Origin of the sequence: Azospirillum sp. Sh1, from assembly GCF_008365135.1 — a bacterium.
Classification (GTDB): Bacteria; Pseudomonadota; Alphaproteobacteria; order Azospirillales; family Azospirillaceae; genus Azospirillum; species Azospirillum oryzae.
In genome coordinates this window covers 18,861-45,853 of sequence record NZ_VTTK01000001.1, presented here as the reverse complement: position 1 = coordinate 45,853, position 26,993 = coordinate 18,861, and the positions used below count along the sequence as shown (strand labels likewise).

The following is a 26,993-nucleotide window of genomic DNA, read 5'->3' as shown; positions in this document are numbered from 1 at the left end:
TCATGTTGCGATGCAGCAAAAGAAAGTTGGAGGCGTGCCGGCCATGACCATGATCCGAAAGTTGTGGGACCGCATGCGCGGCAAGGGGATGCCCGCACCTCGCGCTTTGCCGGCGGAACCCCTGCCGGCGGAACCGCTGGAACTGTCGGGACCGGGGCCGATGCTGGCCCTGCCGCGGCCCAAGCCGACGCTGGCGCTGGCGTTGCAGGGCGGTGGGGCGCATGGCGCCTTCACCTGGGGTGTGCTCGACAGGCTGCTGGAGGAGGACATCCGGCTGGTGGGCGTCAGCGGCGCCAGTGCCGGGGCGATGAACGCGACGATGCTCGTGCAGGGCTGGGCAAGGGGCGGTCGTGACGGGGCCCGGGCCGAACTGGCGAATTTCTGGGAGCGGGTGAGCGCCGCCGGGCGGCTGGGGCCGATCCGGCCGAGCGTGACCGGCCGTCTGCTCGGCCGCTGGAACGTCGACCACGCGCCCGGATCGCATCTGGTGGATTGGGCAAAGCGCTGGATCACCCCCTATCAGACGCAGTCCGCGGATTTCCACCCCTTGCGTGGCCTGCTGGCCGAGATGGTGGAGCCGGAACTGATCCGGCGGAGCGGTCTTCGGCTGTTCGTCAGCGCCACCAATGTGCGGACCGGAGCCCTGAGGCTTTTCGACGAGACGGAGGTCGATGTCGACCATCTGCTCGCCTCGGCCTGCCTGCCGAACCTGTTCCGCGCCGTGCGGATCGACGGACAGGATTACTGGGACGGCGGCTATCTCGCCAACCCGCCGCTTTCGCCGCTGGCGGAGGCCTGTCCCGGCGCCGATCTGATGGTGGTGGCGATCAACCCCTTCACCTGCGCCACCACGCCGGAGGACCCCGCCGGTATTGCTGCCCGGTTGAACCAGATCACCTTCAACGCCGCCCTGCTGCAGGAGATGCGATGCCTGTCCGCGTGCGGCGACGCCCCCCGCCTGCACCTGATCGGCGCCGACGAGCATCTGCAGGACCTGGGGCTCTATTCGAAGCTGATGACCGACTGGAGCTTCCTGAACTGGCTGCGCGACGCCGGGCGCGAGGCGGCGGGGCGGTGGGTGGCGGAGAATCTGGGCCGTGTCGGCATGGAAGGCTCCGCCCGGTCGCCGGCCCTGGCGTGACCCTCACTCCGCCGGGTGCTGCTGCTGGGCGTCGGGGTCGGTGTGGGCGAACCAGCGCTTCATCCGGCGCGACAGCCCGTCCAGATAGGTCAGCGCCACCGGCACCACCAGCAGCGTCAGGATGGTGGAGGACAGGAGGCCGCCGATCACCGCATGGGCCATCGGCGCCCGCTGCTGCGCGCCCTCGCCGATGCCGAGCGCCAGCGGGATCATGCCGAAGATCATCGCTGCGGTCGTCATCACGATGGGACGCAGGCGGATGATGCCGGCCTCCACCAGCGCGTCGTGCAGGCTGGCGCCGCGCTTGCGTGCCTGATTGGCGAAATCGACCAGCAGGATGGCGTTCTTGGTCACCAGACCCATCAGCATGATGAAGCCGATGGCGCTGAAGATGTTCAGCGTCGATCCCGCCACCAGCAGGCCCAGGAACACGCCGACCAGCGACAGCGGCAGCGAGGCCATGATGGCGAGCGGCTGCAGGAAGCTGCCGAACTGCGAGGCCAGGATCAGGTAGATCAGGATGACGGCGAGCGCCAGCGCCTGTGCCGCGTAGCCGCTGGTCTCCGCGATGTCCTTGGTCGAGCCGCCGAAGACGATGCGGTAGCCGGGCGGCAACTCGATCTTGGCGAGCGCCGCCTGCAATTCGCGCCCGGCATCGCCGGCGGCGCGGCCCTGGACGTTGGCCTGGACATTCACCTCGCGCTGCAGATCGCGGCGGTTGATCTGCGAGGCGCCGAGCGTCGTCGTCACCGCCGCCACCTGGGACAGCGGGATCATGCGCGGCGTGCCGTTGGCGTCCACGCCGCCCGACAGATAGATGCGGTCGAGGTCGGCGCGGCCGGCGCGGGCGGCCTCCGGCAGGCGGACCAGAACGTCGTAGCTCTCGCCGTCGGGCGCCTTCCAGCTCGACACCGTGTCGCCGGCGAACAGCGGGCGCAGCGTGTCGGCCACCATGGTGGTGCTGATGCCGAGGTCGCTGGCAAGGTCGCGCTCCAGCCGCACGGCCAGCGTCGGCTTGGCCGCCTTCAGCGTGCTGTCGACATCGACGAAGCCGGGGATCGCGCGCATGGCGCCGACGACCTTCTGCGACAGCCGGTCCAACTCGGCGATGTCGCGGCCCTGCACCGACACCTGGATCTGCTTCTGCACGCCGCCGACGCCGGGAATGGCGATGCCCATGGTGACGCCGGGGATCGCCGACAGCCGTTGGCGCAAAAGCGGGGCGAGGTCGTTCGGCGAGCGCTTGCGTTGGTCGATGGGGACGTAGCGCAGATAGATGCTGCCGCGGTTGTGGCCGATCGACACGCCGGTGTTGACGGTGCTGTAGGTGTAGGCGATTTCCGGGAACTCGCGGATCGCGGCCTCGACCTGTTTGGTCTTGGCGGTGGTCGCGGCGAGCGAGGAGCCGACGGGGGTTTCCACCTCGACGATCTGTTCGCCCAGGTCGGCGGCGGGCACGAACTCCACGCCGATGCGCGGCACCAGCAGGAAGCTGCCGAAGAAGATCGCCAGCGCCGCGATCATCACCACCCAGCGCCGCCGCAGGCCCCAGCGCAGCAGCCGGCCATAGCCGTGCGAGACGGCGGTGAAGCCGCGTTCGAATGCCGCCGCGAAACGGCCGAAGATGGAGCGGCCGTGCTTGCCGTGGGCCGCCGGATCGTACCAGACGCTGGACAGCATGGGGTCGAGCGTGAAGGACACGAACAGCGAGATCAGCACCGCCGCCGAGACGGTGATGCCGAATTGCAGGAAGAAGCGGCCGATGATGCCACCCATGAAGGCGACCGGCAGGAACACCGCGACGATGGTCAGCGTGGTCGCCAGCACCGCCAGCCCGATCTCCGCCGTGCCGTCTAGCGCGGCCTGCCGATGGCCCTGGCCGCGCGCGAGGTGGCGCATGATGTTCTCGCGCACCACGATGGCGTCGTCGATCAGGATGCCGATGGCGAGCGACAGCGCCATCAGCGTCATCATGTTCAGCGTGAAGCCCATCGCCGCCAGCATGCCGAAGGTGCCGAGCACGGCGACCGGCAGGGTCAGGGCGGTGATGACCGTGCTGCGCCAGGACCCAAGGAAGACCATGACGATCAGGATGGTCAGGATGCCACCCTCGACCAGTGTCTTCTGCACGTTGCTGAGCGAGTTGGTGATGCCGCGGGAGCTGTCGCGCACCACCGCCAGCGTCACGTCGGGCGGCAGGGAGCCGTTGGTCCGCAAATCCTCGATCGCCGCCTGCAGGCCGCGCGCGACCTCCACCGTGTTGGCGCCCTGGACCTTGACCACATCGACGGCCAGCGCCGGGTTGCCGTTCAGCAATGCTGCGGAGTCCTGCTCCTCCTGGCCGTCGATCACCTCGGCGACCTGACCCAGCCGCACCGGGCTGTTGCCGCGGCGGGCGACGATCAGGTCTAGCAGGTCGCGCGGGTTGCGCACGCGCCCCTCCACCTGCACCACGCGCTCCCGCCCCTGGCCGGTGACGGTGCCGGCGGGGACGTCCTGATTCTCGCCTGTGACGGTGGCGATCACCTCGTCGACGCCGACGTTCAGCGCCTCCAGCTTTTCCGGCTTCAGGCGGACCAGGATCTGGCGCTTCACCCCGCCGGCGATGGTGGCCTTGCCGACGCCGCGGACATTCTGCAGCCGTTTCAGGATGATCTGGTCGGTCAGCGTGGTGAGGTCGCGCAAGGACCGCAGGTCGGAGGTGACGGCGATGGACAGGATCGGCTGGTCATCCGGGTTGAAGCGGGTGATCTGCGGGTCCTTCACCTCGTCCCGGAAGGTGGCGCGGATGGCCGAGACCTTTTCGCGCACGTCCTGCAACGCCTGGACCGAGGAGGTCTTCAGGTCGAACTCCGCGATCACCACCGACTGCCCCTCGTACGAGCGCGAGGTCAGCGTCTTGATGCCGGCGATGGTGTTGATCGCATCCTCGACCGGGCGGGTGATGTCGGTCTCCACCGTCTCCGGGCTGGCGCCGGGATAGCTGGTGCTGACCACCACCACCGGGAAATCGACGTCGGGAAACAGGTCGACGCCCAGCCGGTTGTAGGAAAAGAGGCCGAGCACCATCAGCGCCACCATCATCATGGTGGCGAAGACGGGGTTGTCGACGCTGATGCGGGTGATCGGCATGGGGGCGGGTCCGGGTCAGGTGCCGGCAATCTTGACGGGGCGGCCGGCGGTCAGGCCGGGCAGGTTGCCGGTGACGACGCGGTCGGTCGGCGCCAGCCCCTCCACCTGCACCAGATCGCCACGCGCCCATGACGCCACCCGCGTGACCGGCCGGCGCAGGGTGTGGCCGTCGGCGACGACCAGGACGAAGTCGCCCTGCTCGTCATGGCGGACGGCGACCGTCGGCACCGCGATGGCGCCCGATGCCTGCGCCACCAGGACCTCGCCGCTGGCGAACATGCCGCCGCGCAGCGCGCCGTCCTTGTTGTCGATCGTCACATAGACGGGAATGGCGCGCGATCCCGCCCGCGCCATCGGATTGATGCGGGCGACGCGGCCGGCGAACTCGCGCTCGCCGAAGCCTTCCACCCGCAGGGCCGCGGTCTGGCCGACGGCGAGCCGCGCCACCTGCTCCGCCGGGACGGTCGCCTCGACCTCCACCCGCGACAGGTCGACGATGGTGAACATGGCGGCGTTCACCGCCAGATTCTCCCCCGGATTGACGGAGCGGGTGGCGACCATGCCGTCGATGGGGCTGACGACCACGGCGTCGCGCAGGGCCTTGCGCGCCAGTTCCACCTGGGCGGCCAGCGCATCGACCTGGGCGCGCTGGAAACCGAAGCTGCTTTCGGCCTGATCCAGGCTGGTGTCGGAAACGATGTTGCTGCGGTTCAACGTGCGGTTCTTGGCCAATGTCTTTTCGGCCAGCACCATTTGGGCGCGGGCGCCCTCCAGATTGGCCTGCTTCTCGTTCAGGCGTGCCGTAAGCTCGACCGTGTCGAAGCGGGCCAGCACCTCGCCGCGGCGGACCGCCTGCCCCTCGCGCACCAGCACCTCGGCCAGCCTCGCGGCCACTTCCGCCTTCACCGCCGACTGCTCCATGGGGGAGACGGAGCCGCTGAGGCGCACGGTTTCCGTCAGCGCGCGCGGTGCGACCGCCGTCACTTCCAACGCCGTCAGTTCCACCGGCCGTTCCGCCGCCGGTACGGGCGGAGCGGCGGGCGGTGCCGCGCTGCTGCGGGCACGCCACAGGGCAACGCCGCCGCCGGCGACGAGCAGCACCAGAAGGACCAGCAGCAGCCGGCCGAACCGCCGCCGCGGACGGGGCGGGGGCGGGGCATCGCCCTGCGGCAGATGCCGCTGGGGCTGCAAAGGCTGGGGAGCCGGTGTGAAGGTCCGTTGCGGGGCGGTCATGATGGTCGATCCAGTTCGGCCGGCCCAGGGCCAACAAGAGGCACGATCAAGGCATGCGATCGGGGCGGCGTCGGTTGAGGTCGTGGCCGGTGCCCTCCATTAGGGGTGGCGTGGATGTTCCGTCAAGGTTCTCATTGTCGCGCCTTATGACAGGATGGGAGCACGGGATGGTCCTATCCAGATGGGCAGCGAAGATTGGCATACCAGCATTTGCCAAAAATCCTAATTGTCGACTTCGTTACAAGGGATAAATCGGGCAACTTTGAGGCATCTTCGGGACAGGATTCGATAAACGGCCGTGATGTCGCTTGACAGGCGTGGCCTATACATTGAAAAGCGATCCAACTCTTGCCCCGCCCGCGCCAACAGCACGGAAATTCACTCGTGGTCATACGAAACCTCGCGACGATCAACGCCGCCGGTGCAATGCTGTGCCTCGCCCTCGGTCTGGCCGGCTGCGCCTCCGAAGCGCCGCAGGTGCAGACGGCCCCGCCGGTCGAAGCCGCTTATGTCCCGGACCCGAACGATCCGCTGTCGCGCTGGGTCCCGCTGATCCGCGAGGCTTCCCAGAAATACGACATGCCGGAGAAATGGATCCGCGCGGTGATGATGCGGGAGAGCAATGGCCGTGCGACCACCAACAGCGGCAAGGTGCTGACCAGTTCCGCCGGGGCGATCGGACTGATGCAGGTGATGCCCGGCACCTATGAGCTGATGCGGACGCAGTACGGTCTCGGTCCCGACCCGTCGAACCCGCGCGACAACATCATGGCCGGCACCGCGTATCTGCGCGAGATGTACGACCTGTTTGGCGCCCCCGGCTTCCTGGCGGCCTACAACTGCGGCCCGGCCTGCTATGCCCAGCATCTGGCCGGCAAGCAGCGGTTGCCGCGCGAGACGAAGATGTATCTGGCGGCGCTGACCCCGGTGCTGCGCGGCGCGGCGCCGCGCGAGCCGTCGCAGGCCGCCGGTGCCTCGGCCATCGAGGTGGCGGTCGTGCCGAACGACGCGCCGAAGCCGCAAGGCGGCAATCCGACCGCTCCGCCGCAGCGGTCCGAGCCGGCGCCGGTCGTGGTGGCCTCCGCCGCCCCCGAATCCCGCCCCACCGAATCCCGTGCGGTCGAGCCGCGCCGTATGGAACCGCGCCCGGCCGAGCCGAAAATCGCCGAGCCGGCCCCGGCCCCGGCACCCGTGGCGGTGGCATCGCTGCCCGCACCCGTGCCCCCCGCCGCCAAGCCGGTCCAAGTCGCCAGTCTCGACTCGGCGCCGCCGACCACGCATCGGGTCAGCCCGCAATTCACCACCCAGGTCGCCGAAGCGCTGCTTCCCCCGCAGTCGGTCGGCAAGGGAGAGCGCGTGGTGATGCGCTTCGTCTCCCAGCGCGCCGACGGCTGCGGCAGTCTCGCCGGTCGCGACCGCGCCTGCGTCGCCTTGGCCGACGCACGGTAAGAAGACAGGGGCCGGCCGCTTTTCCCCATTGCGGGAGAACTCGGCCGGCCGCCGTCCTCTCAGCGTGAGCTGAGCGATTTTTTTGCGCCCTTGCGGTCTGATTTGATCCGCATCACTTACGGATCGCCTCGCCACTGGCATAACGGTGAGATGGACCGGTCCGAACACACATCCAGCCCATATCCCCCCTGCACCTGTTGCGGTAAAGAGGTGCTGCTTGGCGAGCCAATGTATTGGACGCCGGAGCGGCCGGGTCATGTCTGGCACGACCTGTGCGCCCAGCGGGAGGGCCTGCTGCCGGCCAGCCCCAAGCCGATCCGCGGCAAGCGGCGCAATCCCAGGACGCAGACGGTCGAGTCGCTGTTTTGACCGGCACCTGAACGGACAAAAGAAAAGGGGCGGTTTCCCGCCCCTTCGTCCTTTGCCGGCGGAACCTTCCGCTTGCCTTACTCCCATTCGATGGTGCCCGGCGGCTTCGACGTGATGTCGTAGACGACGCGGTTGACGCCGCGGACTTCGTTGACGATCCGGTTCGACACGCGCGCCAGGAAGTCGTGGGGGAAGGGATACCAGTCGGCGGTCATGCCGTCGGTGGAGGTCACCGCGCGCAGAGCCAGCACATGGTCGTAGGTGCGGCCGTCGCCCATCACGCCGACGGTGCGGACCGGCAGCAGCACGGCGAACGCCTGCCAGATCGCGTCGTAGAGGCCGGCGTTGCGGATTTCCTCCAGATAGATCGTGTCGGCCTTGCGCAGGATCTCCAGCTTCTCCGGCGTGATCTCGCCGGGGACGCGGATGGCGAGGCCCGGACCGGGGAAGGGGTGGCGGCCGATGAAGGCCGGCGGCAGGCCGAGTTCGCGGCCCAAAGCGCGGACCTCGTCCTTGAACAGTTCGCGCAGCGGCTCGACCAGCTTCAGCTTCATCCGCTCCGGCAGGCCGCCGACATTGTGGTGTGACTTGATGGTGACCGACGGGCCGCCGGTGAAGGACACGCTCTCGATGACGTCGGGATAGAGGGTGCCCTGGGCCAGGAACTCCGCACCGCCGATCTTGGCGCTTTCCTCGTCGAAGACGTCGATGAACAGGCCGCCGATGATCTTGCGCTTCTGCTCCGGATCGGTGACGCCGGCCAGCTTGCCCAGGAACAGGTCCGACGCCTCGCGGTGGACCAGCGGGATGTTGTAGTGGTCGCGGAACAGCCGCACGACCTCCTCCGACTCGCCGGCGCGCATCAGGCCGGTGTCGACGAAGATGCAGGTCAGCTGGTCGCCGATGGCCTCGTGGATCAGCACGGCCGCAACCGACGAATCGACGCCGCCCGACAGGCCGCAGATCACCTTGCCCTTGCCGACCTGGGCGCGGATCTTCTCGATGGCCTGCTGCTTGAAGGCGGCCATGGTCCAGTCGCCCTTGATGCCGGCGACGCGATGGACGAAGTTCGCCAGCAGCTGGGCGCCGTGCGGGGTGTGGACCACCTCCGGGTGGAACTGCACGCCGTACATGCGGCGCTGGTCGTTGGCGATGGCGGCGAAGGGCGCGCCGTCGCTGACCGCCACGGCGCGGAAGCCGTCGGGCAGGGCGGTGACACGGTCGCCGTGGCTCATCCACACCTGTTCCTTCGACCCGACCTCCCACAGCCCGTCGAACAGGGCGCAGGGCTCCTTGATCTCGATGAAGGCGCGGCCGAATTCGCGGTGGTCGGAGCCGGAGACGTTGCCGCCCAGCTGCTGGCACATCGTCTGCTGGCCATAGCAGATGCCGAGCACCGGGACCTTCAGGTCGAACACCGCCTGCGGCGCGCGCGGGCCGTTCGCCTCGGTGACGGAGGCCGGGCTGCCCGACAGGATGATCGCCTTCGGGTCATACTCGCGGATACGCTCGTCGCTCATGCCGAAGGGATGGATTTCGCAATAGACCCCGCTCTCGCGCACACGGCGGGCGATGAGCTGGGTGACCTGCGACCCGAAATCGAGAATGAGGACGCGTTCGGCGGAAAGGGAAGCGGCGCTGGACATCGACGAATCCTGATGCGGGGGACTCAAGGCCCCTCACTACCGCACCTCCGGCCCTGCCGACAAGCGTGCAAGCGGCGTCAGGTCGCGCCAGCCATAGGCGATCTCCACCAGATCGGTGCTGGCGAAGCGGATCGGCCGCTCCGCCACCTTGATGCCGCCCAACCGTTCGTAGAACCAGCGGGACGGGTTGTCGCGCAGGCACCACACCGCGGCCGAACGGACACCGGCCGCCAGAAAACGGTCGGCCATTGCCGCCATCAGCCGCCGTCCGATGCCGTAACCCTTTGCATCATCAAGCAGATAGAGCGCGTGGAACTCTCCCGCATGGCCCTGCACCGCGACCCGCCGCGTGCCGAAGGAGGCGATGCCGACGATGGTGCCGGGGGCGGCGATCCCGCCGGCGACATCGACGGCGACGAAGGCGCCCTGGCCGGGGCCGCGCGTCTCGGCGATGGCTGCCCAGCGCTGGGCGGCGGCCGGCTCGGACAAATTGACCAGGAACTGCGCGGGGATCAGGCCGGGATAGGTCGACCGCCAGCTCTGCACATGGACGCGGGCCATGCCGTCGGCGTCCGACGCGCGCGCCCGGCGGATTGCGACCGTGGTGTCCGTCATCGACCGACCCTCCCGTGCAGCCTCTATACCAACAGTTTGGGGTGCGGATGCAGGAAGTCCAGCCGGAAAAGGAGGCAGGAATGAGTCACCAACGATAGGGCCGCGCGATTGGCGGGAGGGAGGCCTGCCCCCGGCCCGGTTGTCATCGCGCCGCAACAGGGGTAAACAGCCGGGACTGTTCCGGCGGGGGCCCGCACCGATCCAATCGGGCGGGGCCGCGCCAGTCCGCCTCAAGCGCCATGGCGGCGCGTCGGGCGGGGCTCCGGAGACCGGACACCGCATGTATTCCTCGCCTACGCTTTCCCGTTACATCGGGCGGCAGTTCATCGTCTGGTTCTGCCTGCTGATGGTGATCCTGCTCGCCATCGTGCTGCTGCTGGATACGGTGGAGCTGCTGCGCCGCGCCGGCACCAAACCACATGTGACCTTCGGGCTGGTGGTGGAAATGGCGCTGCTGAAGCTGCCGGAGATCGGGCAGCAGATCTTCCCCTTCGTCATCCTGTTCGCGGGCATGTTCACCTTCTGGCGGCTGACGCGCAGCGCCGAACTGGTGGTCGCCCGCGCCGTCGGCGTTTCGGCCTGGCAGTTCCTGATGCCGGTGATGTTCGCCGCCGCCGCCATCGGCGTGGTGAAGGTCACGCTGATCAATCCGGTCGGCGCCGTGTTCATCGCCAAGTACGAGCAGTTGCAGGACCGCTATCTGAAACTGCAGTCGAGCACGCTGAACATATCCCGCTCCGGCCTGTGGCTGCGCCAGACCAACGAAAAGGAACAGTTCTTCATCCATGCGGAGCTGGTGAACCCGGTGACCTTCGAGCTGTCGAACGTCATCGTCTTCCTGTTCGATGCCGACCAGAACTATCTGGGCCGCGTCGACGCGCCCAGCGCCGAGCTGAAGGACCGCAAGTGGGAACTGCAGGACGCCGTTCTGAACCGGGCCAAGAAGGATCCGGAGAAGCTCGACAGCTACACGATCCCGACCGAGCTGGACATGGCCACCATCGAGGAGAGCTTCGCCCCGCCGGAGACGATCTCCTTCTGGGAGCTGCCGCGCTTCATCCACACGCTGGAGACCACCGGCTTCCCCGCGGTGCGGCACCGGCTGCATTACCAGTCGCTGCTGGCCCAGCCCTTCCTGTTCCTGGCGATGGTGCTGTTCGCCGCCGCATTCTCGCTGCGGCTGCCGCGGCGCGGCGGGACGATGGCGATGGTCACCGGCGGCGTGCTGACCGGATTCGTCCTGTTCGTGATGACCGACGTGGTCCGCACCTTCGGCATGTCGGAGACGATCCCCATCGTGATGGCGGCCTGGAGTCCCGCCGGCATCAGCCTGCTGCTGGGAACCGCGGCCCTTCTTCATCTGGAGGACGGCTGACGCAAGCCGGCCGGATGGGGGTGGGGCCATTCGCCGCAAAGCGGCCGGTTGGCCCCTTCGGTCATAATTCCGCCCAGTTGGGTTTGCACTGGTTTGCCGGGACCGATTCCGTTTGCATGGGGCACCGGCCCCACCGTAATAACGGGCGACCCGTTTTTGGAGCTTGAGCAGCATGTCGAGTTTGCGAGCCGTCCGGACCACCGTCGCCGTGGCGACCGCCTGCGCGCTTCTGGCCCTGCCCGCCGCGGCGCAGTCCGTCAAGGCGGCCGCCGGTGCGGCGGCGCCCCGACCGACCGACCAGGGCACGCAGATGGCGCGGGCACCGGGGTCCGAAGGCATCGCCGCCGTGGTGAATGACGAGGTCGTCTCGGTTTCGGACGTCAACGCCCGCATCCGCATGGCTCTGCTGAATTCCGGTACCGCCGGCAATCCCGAGACGATCAAGCGCCTGACCCCGCAGGTCATGCGCCTGCTGATCGACGAGCGCCTGCAGATGCAGGAGGCCAAGCGCCTCGGCATCACGGTGTCCGCCTCCGAGATCGAGGACGCGATCAAGCGCATCGCCGAGCAGAACCGGATGAACGGCCAGCAGCTTCAGGAAACCCTGAAGCGGCAGAATGTCCCGGTCTCCACCCTGAAGGATCAGATTCGCGCGCTGCTTGGCTGGCAGAAGGTGATGCAGCGCCGCATCCGTCAGGAGGTCGTCGTCGGCGAGGACGAGATCGACGCGGCGATGGAGCGGCTGAAGGCCAACATCGGCAAGCCGGAATATCTGGTCGCCGAGATCTTCCTGGCGGTGGACAGCCCCGACCAGGACGACGAGGTTCGCCGCAATGCCGAACGTCTGGTCGAAGAGGTGAAGCGCGGCGGCAACTTCGCCGCCCTGGCCCGCCAGTTCTCGCAGTCGGCCGGCGCCGCGTCGGGCGGCGATCTCGGCTGGGTGCGCAGCGGCGAACTGTCGCCGGAGGTGGACAAGGCGCTGGCCGGGATGCGCGGCGGGCAGCTGTCGGCGCCGGTCCGCACGGCCACCGGCTATCATATCCTGCTGGTGCGCGGCCAGCGGCCCTTCGGCAGCAGCGGCGGCGAGATGCCGATGCCGGTCGCCCAACCGCCGGCGCCCCGTCCGCAGGCGCGGCCCGACGTGGCCAAGGCCACGGTCAACATGAAGCAGATCATCATCCCGATCGAGTCCAAGGAGCAGGCCAAGGCCGTCAAGGAGCAGGCGGAAAAGCTGCGGAAGTCGATCAAGAGCTGCTCCGACTTCCAGGCCCGCGCCAAGGAAACCGGCATGCCGGAGTCCGGTGACATGGGAACCATGCGCGTGAAGGACATGGCGCCGGGCCTGCAGAACCTCGCGCTCGGCATCCCGCTGGGGCAGGCCAGCCCGGTGCTGATGAGCCCGGCCGCCGCGGTGATCCTGATCGTCTGCAAGCGCGACGTGCCGATGATCCAGCCGCCGCCGCAGGCCCAGCCGGCGCCGCCGCCGCCGCCGGCCCCGACTCCGGTCCAGGAAGCCAAGCTGCCCGGCCGCGACGAGATCGAGCGCGAACTGATCTCCGAGCGGGCGGACCTGCTGTCGCGCCGCTATCTCCGCGACCTGCGCCGCACCGCCTTCATCGAGACGCGCCTGTGACCGCCGCCCCGCCGGACAACCTGCCGCTGGCCCTCACCATGGGGGAGCCGGCCGGCATCGGCGGGGACATCACGCTGAAGGCCTGGGTGGCCCGGCATGACGCCGGCTTGCCGCCCTTTGTCGTCCTCGACGATCCTGCGCGGCTGGCGGCGCTCGCCGCGACGCTCGGGCTGGCGGTTCCGGTCCAGGTGGTGTCGTCCCCGGACGAGGCTGTGGCGCTGTTCGACCGGGCGCTGCCGGTTCTGCCGGTGGGACTCGGCACGGCTGTCGTCGCCGGCAAACCTGACCCGGCCAACGGTGCGGCGGTGATCGCCAGCATCGACCGGGCGGTCGCCCTGGTGCAGGGCGGGCTTGCGGCTGCCGTGGTCACCAACCCGATCCAGAAGTCCTCGCTCTACGCCGCCGGCTTCCGCCATCCCGGCCACACCGAATATCTGGCGCATTTGGCCGGATTGGCCGACGAGCCGATCATGATGCTGGCGGCGGCCGATCTGCGGGTGGTGCCGGTCACCATCCATGTCTCGGTGCGCGACGCGGTGACCCTGCTGACCACAGAGGCCATCGTCCATGCCGGCCGCGTCACCGCGGCGTCACTGGCGCGTGATTTCGGCATCGTGCGGCCGAGGCTGGCCGTCGCCGGGCTCAATCCCCATGCGGGGGAGGGGGGGGCGATGGGGCGCGAAGAGATCGACATCATCGAGCCGGCCATCGCCATCCTGCGCGCCGACGGTATCGACGTCTCCGGCCCGCGCCCGCCCGACACGATGTTCCATGCCGCCGCCCGCCGCGGATATGACGCCGCTTTGTGCATGTACCACGATCAGGCGCTGATCCCGGTGAAGACGGTGGATTTCGACGGCGGCGTGAACATCACGCTGGGCCTGCCCTTCGTCCGCACATCGCCCGACCACGGGACCGCGCTGGACATCGCCGGTACGGGCGCCGCCAACGCGACCAGCCTGATCGCAGCGCTGAAAACGGCCGACCGGATGGCGCGGAATCGGCGGCGGACAAGCGCTCCTTAAACGCGGCAAATCACCGCCGCAAATGAAAAAGGAGCGCTCGTGCGCTCCTTTTTTGATGCCGGTCTTCCGGTGCGATCAGCCCCGATCGTCGGGATCGTACATCGTCGGTCCACCCTGTTGGTCATGGTGTGACGGCCCCTGCTCGCGGTGATGGTGAGTGCGGGCGATGAAGGGCGCCAGTTCCTGGAGTTCGATGAAGTTGTCGGCCTGACGACGCAGTTCGTCGGCGACCATCGGCGGCTGCGAGCGGACGGTGCTGACGACGCTGAAACGCACGCCCTTGCGTTGCACCGCCTCAACCAGCCGGCGGAAGTCGCCGTCGCCGGAGAAGAGCAGGATGTGATCGACATGGTCGGCCATCTCCATCACGTCGATGGCCAGCTCGATGTCCATGTTGCCCTTGATCTTGCGCCGGCCCGATGCGTCGGTGAATTCCTTGGTCGGCTTGGTCACCATGGTGTAGCCGTTGTAGTCGAGCCAGTCGACCAGCGGCCGAATCGGGGAGTATTCCTGATCCTCGACCAGCGCGGTGTAGTAGAAGGCACGGACCAGCCGGCCTTCCCCGGCAAACCCATCGCGCAACCTTTTGTAATCTATGTCGAACCCCAACGAACGCGCCGCGGCGTAGAGGTTGGCGCCATCTATGAACAGAGCGAGACGCTCTTCCTTGTAAAACAACTTGCTGACATCACGCGGCAAAGTCGAATTGCGGTCCAATGCCAGGATCCTTTCATTGCTGTTTGTGAAAAAATGGATGGATTACGCGGAAAGACCCGCGTTCCAATTTTGAAATCTAGTGTATTGGGCGCAAACATACAAGGGGGCAGCGGCCACCGACTGTGCCGGAACACCACATTGATGTATAAGGACACTTCCGGGACGTTACCCTGGCGCAATGCAGCAACGCTGTCGTTCGCGCTTGCACCTATCGGGCCACATCCATATAGTCTAGAGCCTCCTTTGACTCCGGAGTTCGTCTGGCATGGCCCGCGTTACCGTTGAAGATTGCGTCCTGAAGGTTCCGAACCGTTTCGAGCTGGTCATGATGGCCGCCCAGCGCGCCCGCGAGGTCGCGAGCGGCGCTCCGCTGTCGATCGACCGCGACAACGACAAGAACCCGGTCGTGGCGCTCCGCGAGATCGCGGACGAGACGGTGTCGCTGGACTATCTGAAGAACGCCCTGATCAAGGGCCATCAGAAGCATGTCGAGCCGGACGAGCCGGAGGAAGAGATCGTCGAGCTGATGGCCGGCGAGAACGACTGGGCTGCGCGCGGCAACACCTCGCTGGGCGACGAAGACGGCATGAGCGAGAGCGACGGCGAGGAACTGGGCGAAGAGGACGACATCGCCGCGGACATGGATGCCGAGCCGGGCGCTGGTTTCGCCATGACCGAGGATCCCGACGGAGACCTCTGATTCTGGACAACGACCGCAGAACACGGAGGGGGCTCGACGCCCCCTCGTCGAAGAATGGGGTGGGGAGCATCCGGCTCCCTTTCGGTTCGTTCAGGACCACCACGCACACATTTGAGGCGCCGCGCGCGCCGGGTCGGGCCGCATGATCCGGCAATACGAGCTTGTCGAGCGCGTCAAGGCGTATGATCCCTCGGCCGACGAGGATCTGCTCAACCGCGCCTATGTCTACTCGATGAAGGCGCACGGGTCGCAGACGCGCGCGTCGGGCGATCCCTACTTCCTCCATCCGCTGGAGGTCGCCGGTATCCTGACCCAGATGAAGCTGGACGCCGGCACCATCGCCACGGCGCTGCTTCACGATACGGTCGAGGACACCGTCGCGACGCTCGAGGACATCGAGCGGGTGTTCGGCAAGGAGATCGCCCGGCTGGTCGATGGCGTCACCAAGCTGTCGCGGCTGGAACTGAACAGCGAGCAGGCCAAGCAGGCGGAGAATTTCCGCAAGCTGGTGCTGGCCATGTCGGAGGACATCCGTGTCCTGCTGGTGAAGCTGGCCGACCGGCTTCACAACATGCGCACGCTGTTCCACCTGAAAAAGCCGGAAAAGCGCCGCCGCATCGCCCGCGAAACCATCGAAATCTACTCGCCCTTGGCCGAACGCATCGGCATGCACAAGATCAAGGACGAGCTGGACGATCTCGCCTTCGCCGAACTGAACCCCGACGCGCGCGACAGCATCCTGGCCCAGCTGGCCCGCCTGCGCAGCGAGGGCGAGAACCGCGTCCAGACCATCATCACCGAGCTGCGCGAACTGCTGGCGGCCGAAGGGCTGCCCGACGTATCGGTGACCGGCCGCGAGAAGTCGGCCTATTCGATCTGGCGCAAACTGCAGCGCAAGAATGTCAGCTTCGAACAGCTGTCCGACATCATGGCCTTCCGCATCACGGTCGGCACCGTCGGGGAATGCTATCAGGCTCTGGGCATCGTGCACGCCCATTATCCGGTCGTACCGGGGCGCTTCAAGGACTACATCTCCACGCCCAAGCCCAACGGCTACCGCAGCCTGCACACCGGCGTGATCGGTCCCGGCCGCAACCGGATCGAGGTGCAGATCCGCACCCAGGACATGCACGAGATCGCCGAACTGGGCGTCGCCGCCCACTGGGCCTACAAGCAGGATCACCAGCCGCGCCCGACCGGCGGCGAATACCGCTGGCTGCGCGAACTGCTGGACATCCTGGAGCATGCGCAGAAGCCGGAAGAGTTCCTGGAACACACCAAGCTGGAGCTGTTCCAGGATCAGGTCTTCTGCTTCACCCCGAAGGGCGACCTGATCGCGCTGCCGCGCGGCGCCACGCCGGTCGACTTCGCCTATGCCGTCCACTCGCAGGTCGGCGACCATTGCGTCGGCGCCAAGATCAACGGCCGCATGCTGCCGCTGCGCACCCAGCTGCAGAACGGCGATCAGGTCGACATCGTCACCTCCAAAGCGCAGACGCCGGTTCCGGGCTGGGAACGCTTCGTCGTAACCGGCAAGGCGCGCGCCCGCATCCGCAAGTTCCTGCGCACCCAGCAGCGCGCCCAGTATATGGAACTGGGCCGCGGCATGTTGATGCGGCAGTTCAAGTCGGAAGGCTACGAGTTCACCGAAAAGGCTCTGGAAAACGCGGCCAAGATCTTCCAGCAGCCGACGGTGGACGATCTGATGGCCGGCGTCGGCTCCGGCCTGCATTCGGTGCGCGAGGTCTTCCACGCCGTCTTCCCCGGCCACAAGGCGCAGGCCGCCCCCGCCCTCCGCGAGACGGAGGAGAGCGCGCCGAAGCCGAAGGCGAAGAACCGCAAGGAATCGGCGCTGCCGATCCGCGGCCTGATCCCGGGCATGGCCGTGCATTATGCCCGCTGCTGCCACCCGCTGCCCGGCGACCGCATCGTCGGCATCGTCACCACCGGCAAGGGCGTGACGATCCACACCATCGACTGCGAGACGCTGGAAAGCTTCCACGAATCGCCGGAACGTTGGATCGACGTGTCGTGGGAGACCGGCCCGGATTCGCCGGAGGAGCATGTCGGCCGCATCAGCGTCGTCATCGCCAATGAACAGGGCTCGCTCGGCACGCTGTTCACGGTGATCGGCAAGAACCAGGGCAACGTCATCCATCAGAAGATCACGAACCGCAGCACCGACTATTTCGAGCTGCTGATCGACATCGACGTGAAGGATGCCAAGCACCTGACCAACATCATGGCCGCCTTGCGCGCCACCCCGGCCATCCATTCGGTGGAGCGGGCGCGGGGACGCTGAGATCTCCGTCATTCGACGGTAAATTCCCTGTCATCCGCGGGTAAATCGGTCGGTTCGGCGTGACGGAACGCCGGAGCACCGCTATATAGACGGAATCGCCCCCGCCCGTTCCGGCGGGCGGCGACGCTTTGGAGTCCGTGCATGTCCCGTTTCCTGCGCCTCGGCGTGAACATCGACCATGTGGCGACCGTCCGCAACGCACGCGGCGGGGCGCATCCCGACCCCGTGCGCGCGGCGAAGCTGGCCATCGAGGCCGGGGCCGACGGGATCACCGCCCACCTGCGCGAGGACCGACGCCACATCGTGGATCGCGACATCGAACGGCTGATGGCCGAGATCGACCGTCCGCTGAACTTCGAGATGGCGGCGACCGACGAGATGCTGGGCGTCGCCCTGCGCCACAAGCCGCATGCCGCATGCCTCGTCCCGGAAAAGCGCACCGAAGTCACGACCGAAGGCGGGCTGGACGTGATCGGCCAGTACGACCATCTGGTCCGTCCGGTCGGCGAGCTGGGCGCCGCGGGCATCCGTGTCTCGCTGTTCATCGATCCGGAGCCGGCGCAGCTCGACGCCGCGAAGCGCCTCGGCGCGCCGGTGGTGGAACTGCACACCGGCGCCTATTGCGATGCCCACAGCCCGGCGGAGCGCGAGGCGGAATTGGCGCGCATCGTCCGCGCCGCCGTCCATGCCGAGGCGATCGGGCTGGAATGCCATGCCGGCCACGGCTTGAACTACGACACCGTCGGCCCGGTGGCGGCGATCCAGACCATCGTCGAACTGAACATCGGCCATTTCCTGATCGGCGAGGCCATCTTCGTCGGGCTGACCAACTCGATCGCCCGCATGCGCAAGGCCATGGACACGGCGCGGAACGCGGCGGCGCCCGCCTCATGATGATGTCCGGCACAATCCTCGGCATCGGCAACGACCTGATCGACATCCGTCGGGTCGAGAAGTCGCTGGAGCGTTTCGGCAAGCGCTTCATCGACCGCATCTTCACCGATGTCGAGCAGGCCAAGTCGGAACGCCGCGCCGGCTCCGCCGCGAAGAACAACGCCCGCGCCTCGACCTATGCCAAGCGCTTCGCCGCCAAGGAGGCGTGCTCCAAGGCGCTCGGCACCGGGTTCCGCGACGGCGTGTTCTGGCGCGACATGGGGGTGGTCAACCTGCCGTCCGGCCAGCCGACCATGCGCCTGACCGGCGGGGCACTGGCGCGGCTGGAGGCGATCACGCCGCCGGGCATGCGCGCCCGCATCCATGTGACGCTGACCGACGAATACCCGATGGCCGAGGCCTTCGTCGTCATCAGCGCCGAACCGATCGAGTCCACTCCCACCGAATCCGCCCCCGGCGTGTCCGCAATGCCCACCAAGACGGCGAACCCAGAATGACCTTTCAGAAAGAAACGGCGACCAGCGCCAAAACCAAGGAATCCGGGTTCGCCGAAACCGTCAAGACGGTGATCTTCGCCGTGCTGATCGCCTTCGGTGTTCGGACGTTCGCTTTCGAGCCGTTCAACATCCCGTCCGGGTCGATGATCCCGACCCTGCTGATCGGCGACTATCTGTTCGTGTCGAAATACAGCTACGGCTACAGCAAATACACGGTCGGTTTCGGCCTGCCGGTATTCGAGGGCCGCATCCTCGGCTCCATGCCCGAACGTGGCGACGTGGCGGTGTTCAAGCTGCCGCGCGACAACAAGACCGACTACATCAAGCGGGTGATCGGGCTGCCGGGCGACACCATCCAGATGATCGGCGGGATTCTGCACATCAACGGCCAGCCGGTGAAGCGCGAGCGGATCGAGGACTACGTCACCACCGATCCGCTGGGCCGCAGCATCCGCACCGCGCAGTTCATCGAGACGCTGCCGAACGGCCGTACCCACCGCATCATCGAGGAGTCGGACAACGGTCCGCTCGACAACACCCCGGTGTTCAAGGTGCCGGCCGGCCATCTGTTCATGATGGGCGACAACCGCGACAACTCGCTGGACAGCCGCGTGCCGTCGCAGGTTGGCTTCGTTCCCATCGAAAACATGGTCGGCCGCGCCGAATTCCTGTTCTTCTCGCTCGACGAGGGCACGCGCTTCTACGAGATCTGGCGCTGGCCGGTCGATCTGCGCTTCAGCCGCCTGTTCAACGGAGTCCGGTAAGTGTCCATCGTCACCAAGGCGCCTGCCGACGCGGGCGCCGGCTCCGAACCCGAGGCCGATGGCGCCGTCCAGTCGGCGGATGTCGCCGGCCTCGCGCGTGCTCTGGGCTACGAGTTTTCCAACCCGTCGCTCCTGCGCGACGCCGTCACCCACCCGAGCCTGATGGGGCTGGAACGGGCAGGCCGCAAGTCGCACAAGGGGCCGGGCATCGCCTATGAGCGGCTGGAGTTCCTGGGCGACCGCGTCGTCGGGCTGGTGGTCGCGCAATGGCTGCTGGAGCGCTACCCGAACGAGCGCGAAGGGGCGCTGGCCAAGCGGCATGCCGCGCTGGTTCGCCGGGAATCGCTGGGCCGCGTCGCCGACGCCATCGGGCTGGGGGCCTACCTGCGCCTGTCGCCGGCGGAAGCGCAAAGCGGCGGACGGGAGAACCGCACCATCCTGGGCGATGCCTGCGAGGCGGTGCTGGGCGCCATGTATCTCGACGGCGGGTTGGAGCCAGTGACGCGCTTCGTCCGCGAGGCGCTCGCCAGCGAGATCGACAAGGCGACGCCGCCGCCGCTGGACAGCAAGACGACGCTGCAGGAATGGGCGCAGGGGCGCGGAAAGCCGCTGCCCCGCTATGAACTGATCGAACGCAGCGGCCCGGCGCACGAGCCGCTGTTCGTGGTTGCGGTGCATGTCGCGGGGATGGAACCGGTCAGCGGATCCGGCTCGTCGAAGCGCGTCGCGGAAAAGAAGGCGGCCAGCGCATTGCTGCGCCAGGTGGGAGTACAGGTCGATGACTGACGGTCGCGACGACATCGACAAGATGCAGAACAAGACGCCGGGTTCCGAAGCTGCGGAGCCGTTGCCGGAGTCGGTGACGGACGACGAAGCGCTCGGCCATGAGGATGGCGGCGATAACGGCGACGTCGGGGCCAAGGACGCCGACGAGGGCGCCGACGAGGACGCCGAAGAGGGCGACTTCGACGACGAAGACGGCGAATACGAGGACGATGAGTACGAGGATGATGAGGATGCCCCGCGCGGGCAGCCCATCTCCGTCCTGCCGCCGCTGCCGACGATGCCGGAGCATCCGAGCTGCGGCTTCATCGCCCTGGTCGGCGCGCCCAATGCCGGCAAGTCGACGCTGCTGAACGCGATGATCGGCAGCAAGGTGTCGATCGTCAGCCCGAAGGTGCAGACCACCCGCACCCGCGTGCTGGGCATCACCATCCAGGGCGACGCCCAGATGATCTTCGTCGACACCCCCGGCATCTTCAAACCGAAGCGCCGGCTGGACCGCGCCATGGTGGCGGCGGCCTGGCAGGGGGCGGAGGACGCCGACGTGATCGGCGTGCTGTACGACGTGTCGCGGCGCTCGATCGACGAGGACACCCGCAGCATCGTCGCCCGGCTGAAGGAGCAGGGGCGCGAGGCGATCCTGATCCTGAACAAGATCGATCTGGTGAAGCGCGACGTCCTGCTGGGCATCGCCGACGCCTTCCAGCAGGAGGGCATCTTCTCCGACATCTTCATGGTGTCGGCCTTCACCGAGGACGGCGTCGCCGATCTGAAGCAGTTTCTGGCGAACCGGTTGCCGGAAGGGCCTTGGCATTTCCCGGAGGACCAGATCTCCGACATGCCGATGCGTCTGCTGGCGGCGGAGATCACCCGAGAGAAGCTGTTCCTGCAGCTTCATCAGGAACTTCCCTATTCCGCCACGGTCGAGACCGAGGTGTGGGAGGAGTTCGACGACGGATCGGTGAAGATCTCGCAGGTCATCTTCGTGCAGCGCGAAAGCCAGAAGGCCATCGTGTTGGGCAAGGGCGGCCAGCGGATCAAGGCGTTGGGTTCCGCCGCGCGGTCCGAGTTGACGTCGATGCTGGAGCGCCGCGTCCACCTGATCCTGTTCGTGAAGGTGCGCGAGGGGTGGGTCGACGATCCGGAACGCTATTCGGCCTGGGGGCTGGATTTCGGGGCGTCCTGAACGACAAAGGCCCTCTCCCGCGGGAGAGGGCCTTTTCCATTCCAGGGCCGGTAAAGCCTCAGGCGGCCATAAGGCGCAGATGGCCGTCGAAGTCGTCCAGTGCGCGCATCAGATCCATCATCGCCTGATCCGCTTGGGCACGGGCGAAGGGCCAGGCGTCGTCATCGGCCATATGAGCGGCCTCGATGCGGGCGGTGGCGCGATTGTTCAGGCCGCGGAGGCGGTCGAGCGTGCGCTCCCACGTCTCCCGCCGGTCGCTGTCCGCGCGCTCCACCATGGATCGCAGGGTTTCCATGCGGTCGGTGGCGCGCAGCACAAGCTCACGGCTCAGCGTGTCGAAGGCTTGCCGGTTGCGGCGGCTCATGAGATGTCCTCCTTTGATCCTCAACCGATTTTGACCTCTCGGCCGGCTGGCAGGTTAGCCCCGCGCCGACACTGCGCAAACGCACCGGAAGCGCAGTCGTCACAGCCCCTTTGGGAGAAGCGGTAACGATTTTGCAATGCGATTTAGCAGTTGCGGGATATCCGTCCGAATCCAAATCCCGCCGGGTTGCCCAGGCCTGAAAAGGACAAGGCAAACCCGGTGGCCGAGGAAGTCTTCCTGGTTGGATTGCGTTTCCTCCTGGGCCGGTTTCATCCGGCCCGTTGGCGCTTTTATACGCCGCCTTTTTGACGGCGTTCTTTTGTTTTGGTGACGCTTTTGTGCCGGATTGGCAGGGCAGGGTCAATCCGCCCAAAAATCATAGACGGCGCGCAATCTGTCGCAGCCTAAAGGCGAGGTTGTAACCCTGGAATCGGGCGGAAAGTCGGAAGTGGTAGAGCGTTCGTGTGCGCGCTCACTCGGCCGCGACGGCGTAGGCGGGAATGGCTTCGAGGTTGGCCGGTTCCGGCATCGCCGTGCCGCAGCAGGGGGCGGTCGCGGGCGTCGCGGCGATGGCCGCCTGTTGGGCCATGGCGGCGCGATGCTCGCTGGCCATGCTGCGCATGGTGGGCACGCATTTGCCGCATTGGACCTGGCAATTGTGATGGCGGAACACCGAGGCCGGGGTGGTGGCGCCCTGGTCGAGCGCGGCCTTGACCTTCTTGTCGTTCAGCGCGTGGCAGATGCAGACGTACATTGGCCCTCGGCGACGGTCGGTGTGGCAAGAACTCCGAACCCAGCAATAGCTGAGACTGAGAATCGTTGTCAATGCCGCTATTGCGAACCAATCGCATATAAGAGCTTTCGCGACGCTTTGTCACAACCTCCTTCGCGTCAGTTCGAAAGGGGGGATCCCGCATCCTTGCGCTTGCATTCGGCGGCCGGCGGCGGTAGCCCGTGGGGCATGGACGACAGCACCCCCAAAAACGCCTCCCTCAACGCTCCGCAGCCCTCGCCGGGCGCGGTGGTGACCCCGCTCGGCCAGACGATCTATCTGGCGGCGGACGGCTTCCTCGACGATCTGGTGGCGGAACTGGGGGAGATCGCGTCGGTCGACGGCCGGCTGGTCTTCGTCGACGGACCGGCTCGGCCGGCCGCCTGGGCACAGAACATCTGGTACGACCCGGTGCGCATCGACTTCGCCTCGATCAAGGGCGGTGCCAAGGCGTTGCGCGGGATCCAGCGCAATTGGGCATTGTGGTCGCAGCGGCATCATCGCCGCGCCGCCCTGATCCAGGAGAACCTGCCGCACGTGTCGGCCAAGCCGGTGGTCTTCCCGTCGCCCCTGCCGACGGCGCCGCTGGGCTCCTGGACGCTGACCGACGAGTCCACCATCATCGCCGCGGCACGCTGCTCCAGCCCCTTCCGCAACGGCGAGGTGACCTTCGTCGAGAACCGCACCGTGCCGCCCAACCGCGCCTATCTGAAGCTGTGGGAGGCGCTGACCCTGTTCGGGGAGCAACCGGGGCCGGGCGACCGCTGCCTCGACCTCGGCGCCTGTCCGGGCGGCTGGACCTGGGTGCTGCATGAATTGGGGGCGTCGGTGGTCAGCGTCGACAAGGCGCCGCTCGACCCCGCCATCGCCGCCCTGCCGCGGGTGGAAATCCGCCAGGAAAGCGCCTTCGGGCTGAAGCCGGCGGCGGTCGGCCCGGTGGATTGGCTGTGCTGCGACGTGATCTGCTACCCGACGCGGCTGTTGCGGCTGGTGAAGGAGTGGATGGACAGCGGGCTGGCCAAGCGCTTCATCTGCACGCTGAAGTTCCAGGCGGAGACCGACCATGAGACCGCCCGCGCCTTCGCGGCGATCCCCGGCGGCCGGGTGATCCACCTGCACCACAACAAGCACGAACTGACCTGGATGTGGCCGGCGCAGTGAGCGCCGTCCCTTTGCCCACGTCCCTCAGGCCAGCGCCCGCCCTTCGGCATAGCCGAAGCTGACATAATGCTGCCGGGCGCCGGACAGGCTGCCGCCGACGGCGGCGTTTACGTCCGGGTTGGCGGCAAGATAGGCGGCAGCATTGAATCTGCTGATGGACCGTCCCTCGAAGCGGCCGAACTGGATGTAATGCAGTTCCACGGCCTCGCGGTTGTTGCCATAGGCGGCGATCAGGTCGGGATTGCTGGCTTCGTAGGACAGCGTGTCGAACAGGCTGGCGTTGCGGCCCTCGCGATAGCCGTTGCTGATGAAATGACGGGTCGCCGCGGTGGCGTCGGTTCCGAAGGCCGAGATCAGATCGCCATAGCCGGCCAGATAGTTATAAGGGTCGAATCCGCTGAGGCTGCGGCCTTCGTAAACGCCGGAGTTGGCGAGATGCTGCGCCGCCGCCGCCGTGTCGGTGCCGAACGCGGTGATCAGGTCGCCATTCGACGCGATGTAGCGCAAGGTGTCGAAGCTGCCGGACACGGTGGCCGACAGCGCGCTGCTGCTGTCGGAAAAGCGCAGATATTCGATGTTGGTCAGGACGTCGGTGCCGTTAGGGCCGTTGACGATGGTGCGGCTGCCGTCCAGCTGTTGGACGCTGTATTGTGCGCGGCTGCCGCTGAACACCACCGTATCGGTGCCGGCGCCACCATCCAGCACATTGCCCAGGCTGTTGACGGTGAAGCTGTCGTTGCCGCTGCCGCCGATCGCCTGCTGCATCTTCGTGCCGTACGCCAGCGCCAGGAAGGTGGTGGATCCGGCGCTGCTGAACTGGCCGTCGCGCAGGTCCAGCGACAGCGATGCCGTCTGGGCGCTGCCGTTCAGGCTGTTGTGGCCGTTGGGATCCCACAGGGTGGTGAAGCTGCCGGTGTTCAGCGAATAGCTGGTGTCGCCGGGGGCGGCCGACATGTTGGCGCCGTAGAGATACTGGATCGCCGCGATGTCGTAGAGGCTGGGGCCGGTCAGATAGGTGCCCGACGGCAGGGCGTCGCTGTCGTTGTAGGACATGATGCTGTAGGCATAATTGTCCTGTGCGGACGACAGGTACGGACCCTCCGTCCCCCCGTCGGAGCCGGCATTGTAGTTGCCTGGATGCTTCAGGCCCAGCGCATGGCCGATCTCGTGGATGACCGTCATGTAGCCGTAGCTGCCCGTCGTCGGGTTGGTGTTCGTTGAGCTGTCGTTGGCCAGGAAGACCTGACCGCCCTGGGAGGCGGTGGAGGGGTAATAGGCGTAGGCCGCCGACTGGCCGTATTGGCGGTTGGTGCCGAAGGCCACATCCGCGGTGCTGGGATTGGCGACCTCGGTGAAGGTGATGTTGGCGACCGCGCTCCATGCCGCCAGCGCCTGCCGGACGGCAGCCTGCTGGGCGCTGTTCATCGCAGCGAAACCGGTGGCATCGGATGAGGAGACTTGCCGCGCGCTGGTCAGGAAACCATAGGTCACGGTCACTGCGGCGCCGACGGAACTGCCATTCAGCACGGTGCCGTTGTTGCCCCAATGTGGCGTCCCGCTGGGGAGCAGGGCGGAAATGCTGGAGGTCAGCGCTGACTGGCTCATGGACGCTCGGTTCCCGCGGCGGTCGGTTGGGATGTCCAGAGGGATTCCGGACTACCGCTTATACGAAATACGAGCACGGTTCCCAGCGCAACAGGTCAGGCACGGCGCAGCGCCATTTCGATGGATGGACGCAGCATCGAGGCGGCGGCATGGCCGATCTCCACTGCCTCAGCCGCGCGGTCGAACTCCAGGATGCCGATATGGGCCAGCCGCGGCGCGATCAGCACATCCGGCGGCTCGCCCGCCAGGCGCGAGCGGGTGATGCGGTCCTGCATGATGTCGATGGAGCCGGCCATCACCTCCAGGGCGTTCGGCATCGGCTTGTGGGCCTGGGCATCGTCGATCTGATCGGCCAGGAAACGGGTCCGCCGGGTGGGCTTGCGGCCGAGCCAGGTGGAGATCTGGCTGGTCAGGTGCGAAAAGGCGGGCGAGCCGGCATCGCCGCCGGCGACCACCGGTTCCGGCACCTTGGCCGCCACCGCTTTGACTCCATCCGATTTGCCGCGGCCGTTCGGCCGGCCCAGCGGCGACAGCTCGCTGTTCAGGTTGACCGCCACCACCACGTCGGCACCAAGGGCCCTGCACAGCGAGACCGGCACCGGATTGACCAGCGCGCCGTCGACCAGCAGGTGATGGTCGCGCCGCACCGCTGGGAACAGGCCGGGCATCGCGGCCGACGCCAGCACCGCCGACATCAGCGGCCCGTCGCGCAGCCACATCTCGCGCCCGGTCGACAGGTCGGTGGCGACGGTGGCGAAGGGCAGGGGCAGATCCTCGATCAGGACATTGCTTCGTTCGTTGTCGAAACGGCCGAACGCCTTCTCGGCGGCGACCAGACCGCCGCGGCGGAAGGTGAGGTCGATGATGCCCAGCATGCCCAGCCAGCCCATCTTCTGCGCCCAGGACTGCAACTCGTCCATCTGGTCGGTCAGATAGGCGGCCCCGACCGCGGCCCCGATGGAGGTGCCGCAGATGATGTCGGGCTTGATCCCGATCTCCTCCAGCGCGCGCAGGACGCCGATATGCGCCCAACCGCGCGCGGCGCCGCTGCCCAGCGCAAGCCCGATCTTCAGGTCGGTTCCCTTCGCCATCCGCTTCCCCTGTCAGCGCCCCCGCCGGCTTCCGATAGCGGCTGGCGGCTTGATCTAGAGCTTATCATCTAGGCATCGCCGCCCGGTATCGGAAGCTGCCGGAAGTGGCACGCCGCCGGAGCGCCTGCGATCGCCGCAGTTGAAATGGCGAATGGAGAAAATTTATCCGATCTTTGACTTGGATCATCGGCTTCAGGGCGGCGACTGTGGCATTTCTGTGCCAGTACGAAGGTATGATCGCCATTCCGGCTGATTTTAACCATGCGTCAACTGGACCCGGTGCATTTTCGTTGCGTTGCAGTGTAGTTCCCGAACGCGGAAGGCTCGCCATGGCCGACGAACTGAAAAGCTTCAGAAAGGACTGGAAACGCTGGTCGACCGCGGAGCGGCTGATTGCCGTCACCTTGCTGGTCCTGGCTGCGCTTCTTGGTGCGCCGGCCGCCGCCGGGCTGTTCTGAGCCACGACCCGACACCATTCGGTCGCACGCGCCACAGTGTTGCGCGCCGGCAACTTCAGTGCCGCCATGGAAGCCGCGGCG

At 67.1% G+C, this 26,993-nt stretch carries 24 protein-coding genes; 15 read left to right on the top strand and 9 right to left on the bottom strand.

The window, feature by feature from the left end; genetic code table 11:
- Positions 1 to 43 precede the first annotated feature (43 nt).
- Entirely contained in the window at positions 44 to 1,141 is a 1,098-nt protein-coding gene (locus FZ029_RS00200; RefSeq protein ID WP_149267546.1) for a patatin-like phospholipase family protein, read from the top strand.
- A 3-nt stretch (positions 1,142 to 1,144) separates the two neighbouring features.
- On the opposite strand, the gene FZ029_RS00195 is transcribed toward FZ029_RS00200, so the two are convergent.
- Together FZ029_RS00195 and FZ029_RS00190 are read right to left on the bottom strand one after the other, a co-directional pair.
- A complete protein-coding gene (locus FZ029_RS00195) occupies positions 1,145 to 4,273 on the bottom strand; it encodes an efflux RND transporter permease subunit (protein ID WP_149267545.1) in 3,129 nt (1,042 codons plus the stop codon).
- Between the two features lie 15 nt (positions 4,274 to 4,288).
- Positions 4,289 to 5,506 (bottom strand): efflux RND transporter periplasmic adaptor subunit, encoded by a 1,218-nt coding sequence (locus FZ029_RS00190; protein WP_149267544.1) that lies wholly within the window; start codon positions 5,504 to 5,506, stop codon positions 4,289 to 4,291.
- Between the two features lie 384 nt (positions 5,507 to 5,890).
- On the opposite strand from FZ029_RS00190, the gene FZ029_RS00185 reads away from it, so the two are divergent.
- Both FZ029_RS00185 and FZ029_RS32820 read left to right on the top strand, forming a co-directional pair.
- Entirely contained in the window at positions 5,891 to 6,955 is a 1,065-nt protein-coding gene (locus FZ029_RS00185) for a lytic transglycosylase domain-containing protein (RefSeq protein ID WP_247892073.1), read from the top strand.
- A gap of 228 nt (positions 6,956 to 7,183) precedes the next feature.
- Positions 7,184 to 7,324 (top strand): hypothetical protein, encoded by a 141-nt coding sequence (locus FZ029_RS32820; RefSeq protein ID WP_188051785.1) that lies wholly within the window; start codon positions 7,184 to 7,186, stop codon positions 7,322 to 7,324.
- Between the two features lie 77 nt (positions 7,325 to 7,401).
- Here FZ029_RS32820 and guaA read toward each other — a convergent pair whose 3' ends face one another.
- Together guaA and FZ029_RS00175 are read right to left on the bottom strand one after the other, a co-directional pair.
- On the bottom strand, positions 7,402 to 8,970 hold the full coding sequence (gene guaA, locus FZ029_RS00180) for a glutamine-hydrolyzing GMP synthase (RefSeq protein ID WP_149267543.1): 1,569 nt from the start codon (positions 8,968 to 8,970) through the stop codon (positions 7,402 to 7,404).
- 36 nt (positions 8,971 to 9,006) lie between these two features.
- Entirely contained in the window at positions 9,007 to 9,585 is a 579-nt protein-coding gene (locus FZ029_RS00175; protein WP_149267542.1) for a GNAT family N-acetyltransferase, read from the bottom strand.
- 280 nt (positions 9,586 to 9,865) lie between these two features.
- Between FZ029_RS00175 and lptG the strand changes: the two genes are divergently transcribed.
- From lptG to pdxA, 3 genes are all read left to right on the top strand, one after another.
- Complete coding sequence (gene lptG / locus FZ029_RS00170) at positions 9,866 to 10,960, top strand: LPS export ABC transporter permease LptG (RefSeq protein ID WP_149198502.1); 1,095 nt, start codon at positions 9,866 to 9,868, stop codon at positions 10,958 to 10,960.
- 172 nt (positions 10,961 to 11,132) lie between these two features.
- Positions 11,133 to 12,593, top strand: coding sequence for a peptidylprolyl isomerase (locus FZ029_RS00165; RefSeq protein ID WP_149267541.1), 1,461 nt, complete (start codon positions 11,133 to 11,135; stop codon positions 12,591 to 12,593).
- Entirely contained in the window at positions 12,590 to 13,618 is a 1,029-nt protein-coding gene (gene pdxA, locus FZ029_RS00160) for a 4-hydroxythreonine-4-phosphate dehydrogenase PdxA (RefSeq protein WP_149267540.1), read from the top strand. Before FZ029_RS00165 ends, pdxA begins: the two co-directional genes overlap by 4 nt.
- A gap of 75 nt (positions 13,619 to 13,693) precedes the next feature.
- On the opposite strand, the gene FZ029_RS00155 is transcribed toward pdxA, so the two are convergent.
- A complete protein-coding gene (locus FZ029_RS00155; protein ID WP_149198505.1) occupies positions 13,694 to 14,296 on the bottom strand; it encodes an NYN domain-containing protein in 603 nt (200 codons plus the stop codon).
- A 304-nt stretch (positions 14,297 to 14,600) separates the two neighbouring features.
- On the opposite strand from FZ029_RS00155, the gene rpoZ reads away from it, so the two are divergent.
- The 7 genes from rpoZ (at position 14,601) to era (ending at position 21,461) form a co-directional block, all read left to right on the top strand.
- A complete protein-coding gene (rpoZ, locus tag FZ029_RS00150; RefSeq protein WP_085089611.1) occupies positions 14,601 to 15,035 on the top strand; it encodes a DNA-directed RNA polymerase subunit omega in 435 nt (144 codons plus the stop codon).
- Positions 15,036 to 15,177: 142 nt separating this feature from the next.
- On the top strand, positions 15,178 to 17,337 hold the full coding sequence (locus tag FZ029_RS00145) for a bifunctional (p)ppGpp synthetase/guanosine-3',5'-bis(diphosphate) 3'-pyrophosphohydrolase (protein WP_149267539.1): 2,160 nt from the start codon (positions 15,178 to 15,180) through the stop codon (positions 17,335 to 17,337).
- 141 nt (positions 17,338 to 17,478) lie between these two features.
- The gene (locus FZ029_RS00140) at positions 17,479 to 18,231 is read left to right on the top strand and encodes a pyridoxine 5'-phosphate synthase (RefSeq protein WP_149267538.1); all 753 of its coding nucleotides are present in this window, start codon (positions 17,479 to 17,481) and stop codon (positions 18,229 to 18,231) included.
- Complete coding sequence (gene acpS, locus FZ029_RS00135; RefSeq protein ID WP_247892072.1) at positions 18,228 to 18,728, top strand: holo-ACP synthase; 501 nt, start codon at positions 18,228 to 18,230, stop codon at positions 18,726 to 18,728. Before FZ029_RS00140 ends, acpS begins: the two co-directional genes overlap by 4 nt.
- The gene (lepB, locus tag FZ029_RS00130) at positions 18,725 to 19,492 is read left to right on the top strand and encodes a signal peptidase I (RefSeq protein WP_149267537.1); all 768 of its coding nucleotides are present in this window, start codon (positions 18,725 to 18,727) and stop codon (positions 19,490 to 19,492) included. The genes acpS and lepB overlap by 4 nt, the downstream gene beginning before the upstream one ends.
- Positions 19,493 to 20,278 carry a ribonuclease III gene (rnc, locus tag FZ029_RS00125; RefSeq protein WP_149267536.1) on the top strand — a complete coding sequence of 262 codons (786 nt, stop codon included), beginning with the start codon at positions 19,493 to 19,495 and terminating at the stop codon, positions 20,276 to 20,278. It abuts the gene before it with no gap.
- 277 nt (positions 20,279 to 20,555) lie between these two features.
- A complete protein-coding gene (gene era / locus FZ029_RS00120; protein ID WP_149198633.1) occupies positions 20,556 to 21,461 on the top strand; it encodes a GTPase Era in 906 nt (301 codons plus the stop codon).
- 58 nt (positions 21,462 to 21,519) lie between these two features.
- Here the strand turns inward: era and FZ029_RS00115 are convergent, their stop codons facing one another.
- On the bottom strand, positions 21,520 to 21,825 hold the full coding sequence (locus tag FZ029_RS00115; RefSeq protein ID WP_149198510.1) for a hypothetical protein: 306 nt from the start codon (positions 21,823 to 21,825) through the stop codon (positions 21,520 to 21,522).
- A gap of 472 nt (positions 21,826 to 22,297) precedes the next feature.
- On the bottom strand, positions 22,298 to 22,579 hold the full coding sequence (locus tag FZ029_RS00110) for a (2Fe-2S)-binding protein (protein WP_149198511.1): 282 nt from the start codon (positions 22,577 to 22,579) through the stop codon (positions 22,298 to 22,300).
- A 207-nt stretch (positions 22,580 to 22,786) separates the two neighbouring features.
- Between FZ029_RS00110 and FZ029_RS00105 the strand changes: the two genes are divergently transcribed.
- Complete coding sequence (locus FZ029_RS00105) at positions 22,787 to 23,758, top strand: SAM-dependent methyltransferase (protein ID WP_247892071.1); 972 nt, start codon at positions 22,787 to 22,789, stop codon at positions 23,756 to 23,758.
- Positions 23,759 to 23,782: 24 nt separating this feature from the next.
- Here FZ029_RS00105 and FZ029_RS00100 read toward each other — a convergent pair whose 3' ends face one another.
- Together FZ029_RS00100 and FZ029_RS33860 are read right to left on the bottom strand one after the other, a co-directional pair.
- Positions 23,783 to 25,363: a matrixin family metalloprotease gene (locus FZ029_RS00100; protein ID WP_149267535.1), complete on the bottom strand. Its 1,581-nt coding sequence runs from the start codon at positions 25,361 to 25,363 to the stop codon at positions 23,783 to 23,785.
- A 95-nt stretch (positions 25,364 to 25,458) separates the two neighbouring features.
- A complete protein-coding gene (locus tag FZ029_RS33860) occupies positions 25,459 to 26,454 on the bottom strand; it encodes a patatin-like phospholipase family protein (protein ID WP_149267534.1) in 996 nt (331 codons plus the stop codon).
- Positions 26,455 to 26,783: 329 nt separating this feature from the next.
- Here FZ029_RS33860 and FZ029_RS33855 point away from each other — a divergent pair, with 329 nt between their 5' ends.
- Positions 26,784 to 26,912 carry a hypothetical protein gene (locus FZ029_RS33855; RefSeq protein WP_256379245.1) on the top strand — a complete coding sequence of 43 codons (129 nt, stop codon included), beginning with the start codon at positions 26,784 to 26,786 and terminating at the stop codon, positions 26,910 to 26,912.
- The last annotated feature ends 81 nt before the right edge of the window (positions 26,913 to 26,993 follow it).

Coding starts and splice junctions, on each gene's coding strand:
- FZ029_RS00200 (WP_149267546.1), top strand. CDS start 44: ATGACCATGATCCGAAAGTTGTGGGACCGCATGCGCGGCAAGGGGATG.
- FZ029_RS33855 (WP_256379245.1), top strand. CDS start 26,784: ATGGCCGACGAACTGAAAAGCTTCAGAAAGGACTGGAAACGCTGGTCG.
- FZ029_RS00190 (WP_149267544.1), bottom strand. CDS start 5,506: ATGACCGCCCCGCAACGGACCTTCACACCGGCTCCCCAGCCTTTGCAG.
- lptG (WP_149198502.1), top strand. CDS start 9,866: ATGTATTCCTCGCCTACGCTTTCCCGTTACATCGGGCGGCAGTTCATC.
- FZ029_RS00110 (WP_149198511.1), bottom strand. CDS start 22,579: ATGTACGTCTGCATCTGCCACGCGCTGAACGACAAGAAGGTCAAGGCC.
- FZ029_RS32820 (WP_188051785.1), top strand. CDS start 7,184: ATGTATTGGACGCCGGAGCGGCCGGGTCATGTCTGGCACGACCTGTGC.
- FZ029_RS00115 (WP_149198510.1), bottom strand. CDS start 21,825: ATGAGCCGCCGCAACCGGCAAGCCTTCGACACGCTGAGCCGTGAGCTT.
- FZ029_RS00100 (WP_149267535.1), bottom strand. CDS start 25,363: ATGAGCCAGTCAGCGCTGACCTCCAGCATTTCCGCCCTGCTCCCCAGC.
- rpoZ (WP_085089611.1), top strand. CDS start 14,601: ATGGCCCGCGTTACCGTTGAAGATTGCGTCCTGAAGGTTCCGAACCGT.
- FZ029_RS00195 (WP_149267545.1), bottom strand. CDS start 4,273: ATGCCGATCACCCGCATCAGCGTCGACAACCCCGTCTTCGCCACCATG.
- acpS (WP_247892072.1), top strand. CDS start 18,228: ATGATGATGTCCGGCACAATCCTCGGCATCGGCAACGACCTGATCGAC.
- guaA (WP_149267543.1), bottom strand. CDS start 8,970: ATGTCCAGCGCCGCTTCCCTTTCCGCCGAACGCGTCCTCATTCTCGAT.
- era (WP_149198633.1), top strand. CDS start 20,556: ATGCCGGAGCATCCGAGCTGCGGCTTCATCGCCCTGGTCGGCGCGCCC.
- FZ029_RS00140 (WP_149267538.1), top strand. CDS start 17,479: ATGTCCCGTTTCCTGCGCCTCGGCGTGAACATCGACCATGTGGCGACC.
- FZ029_RS00165 (WP_149267541.1), top strand. CDS start 11,133: ATGTCGAGTTTGCGAGCCGTCCGGACCACCGTCGCCGTGGCGACCGCC.
- FZ029_RS33860 (WP_149267534.1), bottom strand. CDS start 26,454: ATGGCGAAGGGAACCGACCTGAAGATCGGGCTTGCGCTGGGCAGCGGC.
- FZ029_RS00145 (WP_149267539.1), top strand. CDS start 15,178: ATGATCCGGCAATACGAGCTTGTCGAGCGCGTCAAGGCGTATGATCCC.
- FZ029_RS00105 (WP_247892071.1), top strand. CDS start 22,787: ATGGACGACAGCACCCCCAAAAACGCCTCCCTCAACGCTCCGCAGCCC.
- FZ029_RS00175 (WP_149267542.1), bottom strand. CDS start 9,585: ATGACGGACACCACGGTCGCAATCCGCCGGGCGCGCGCGTCGGACGCC.
- lepB (WP_149267537.1), top strand. CDS start 18,725: ATGACCTTTCAGAAAGAAACGGCGACCAGCGCCAAAACCAAGGAATCC.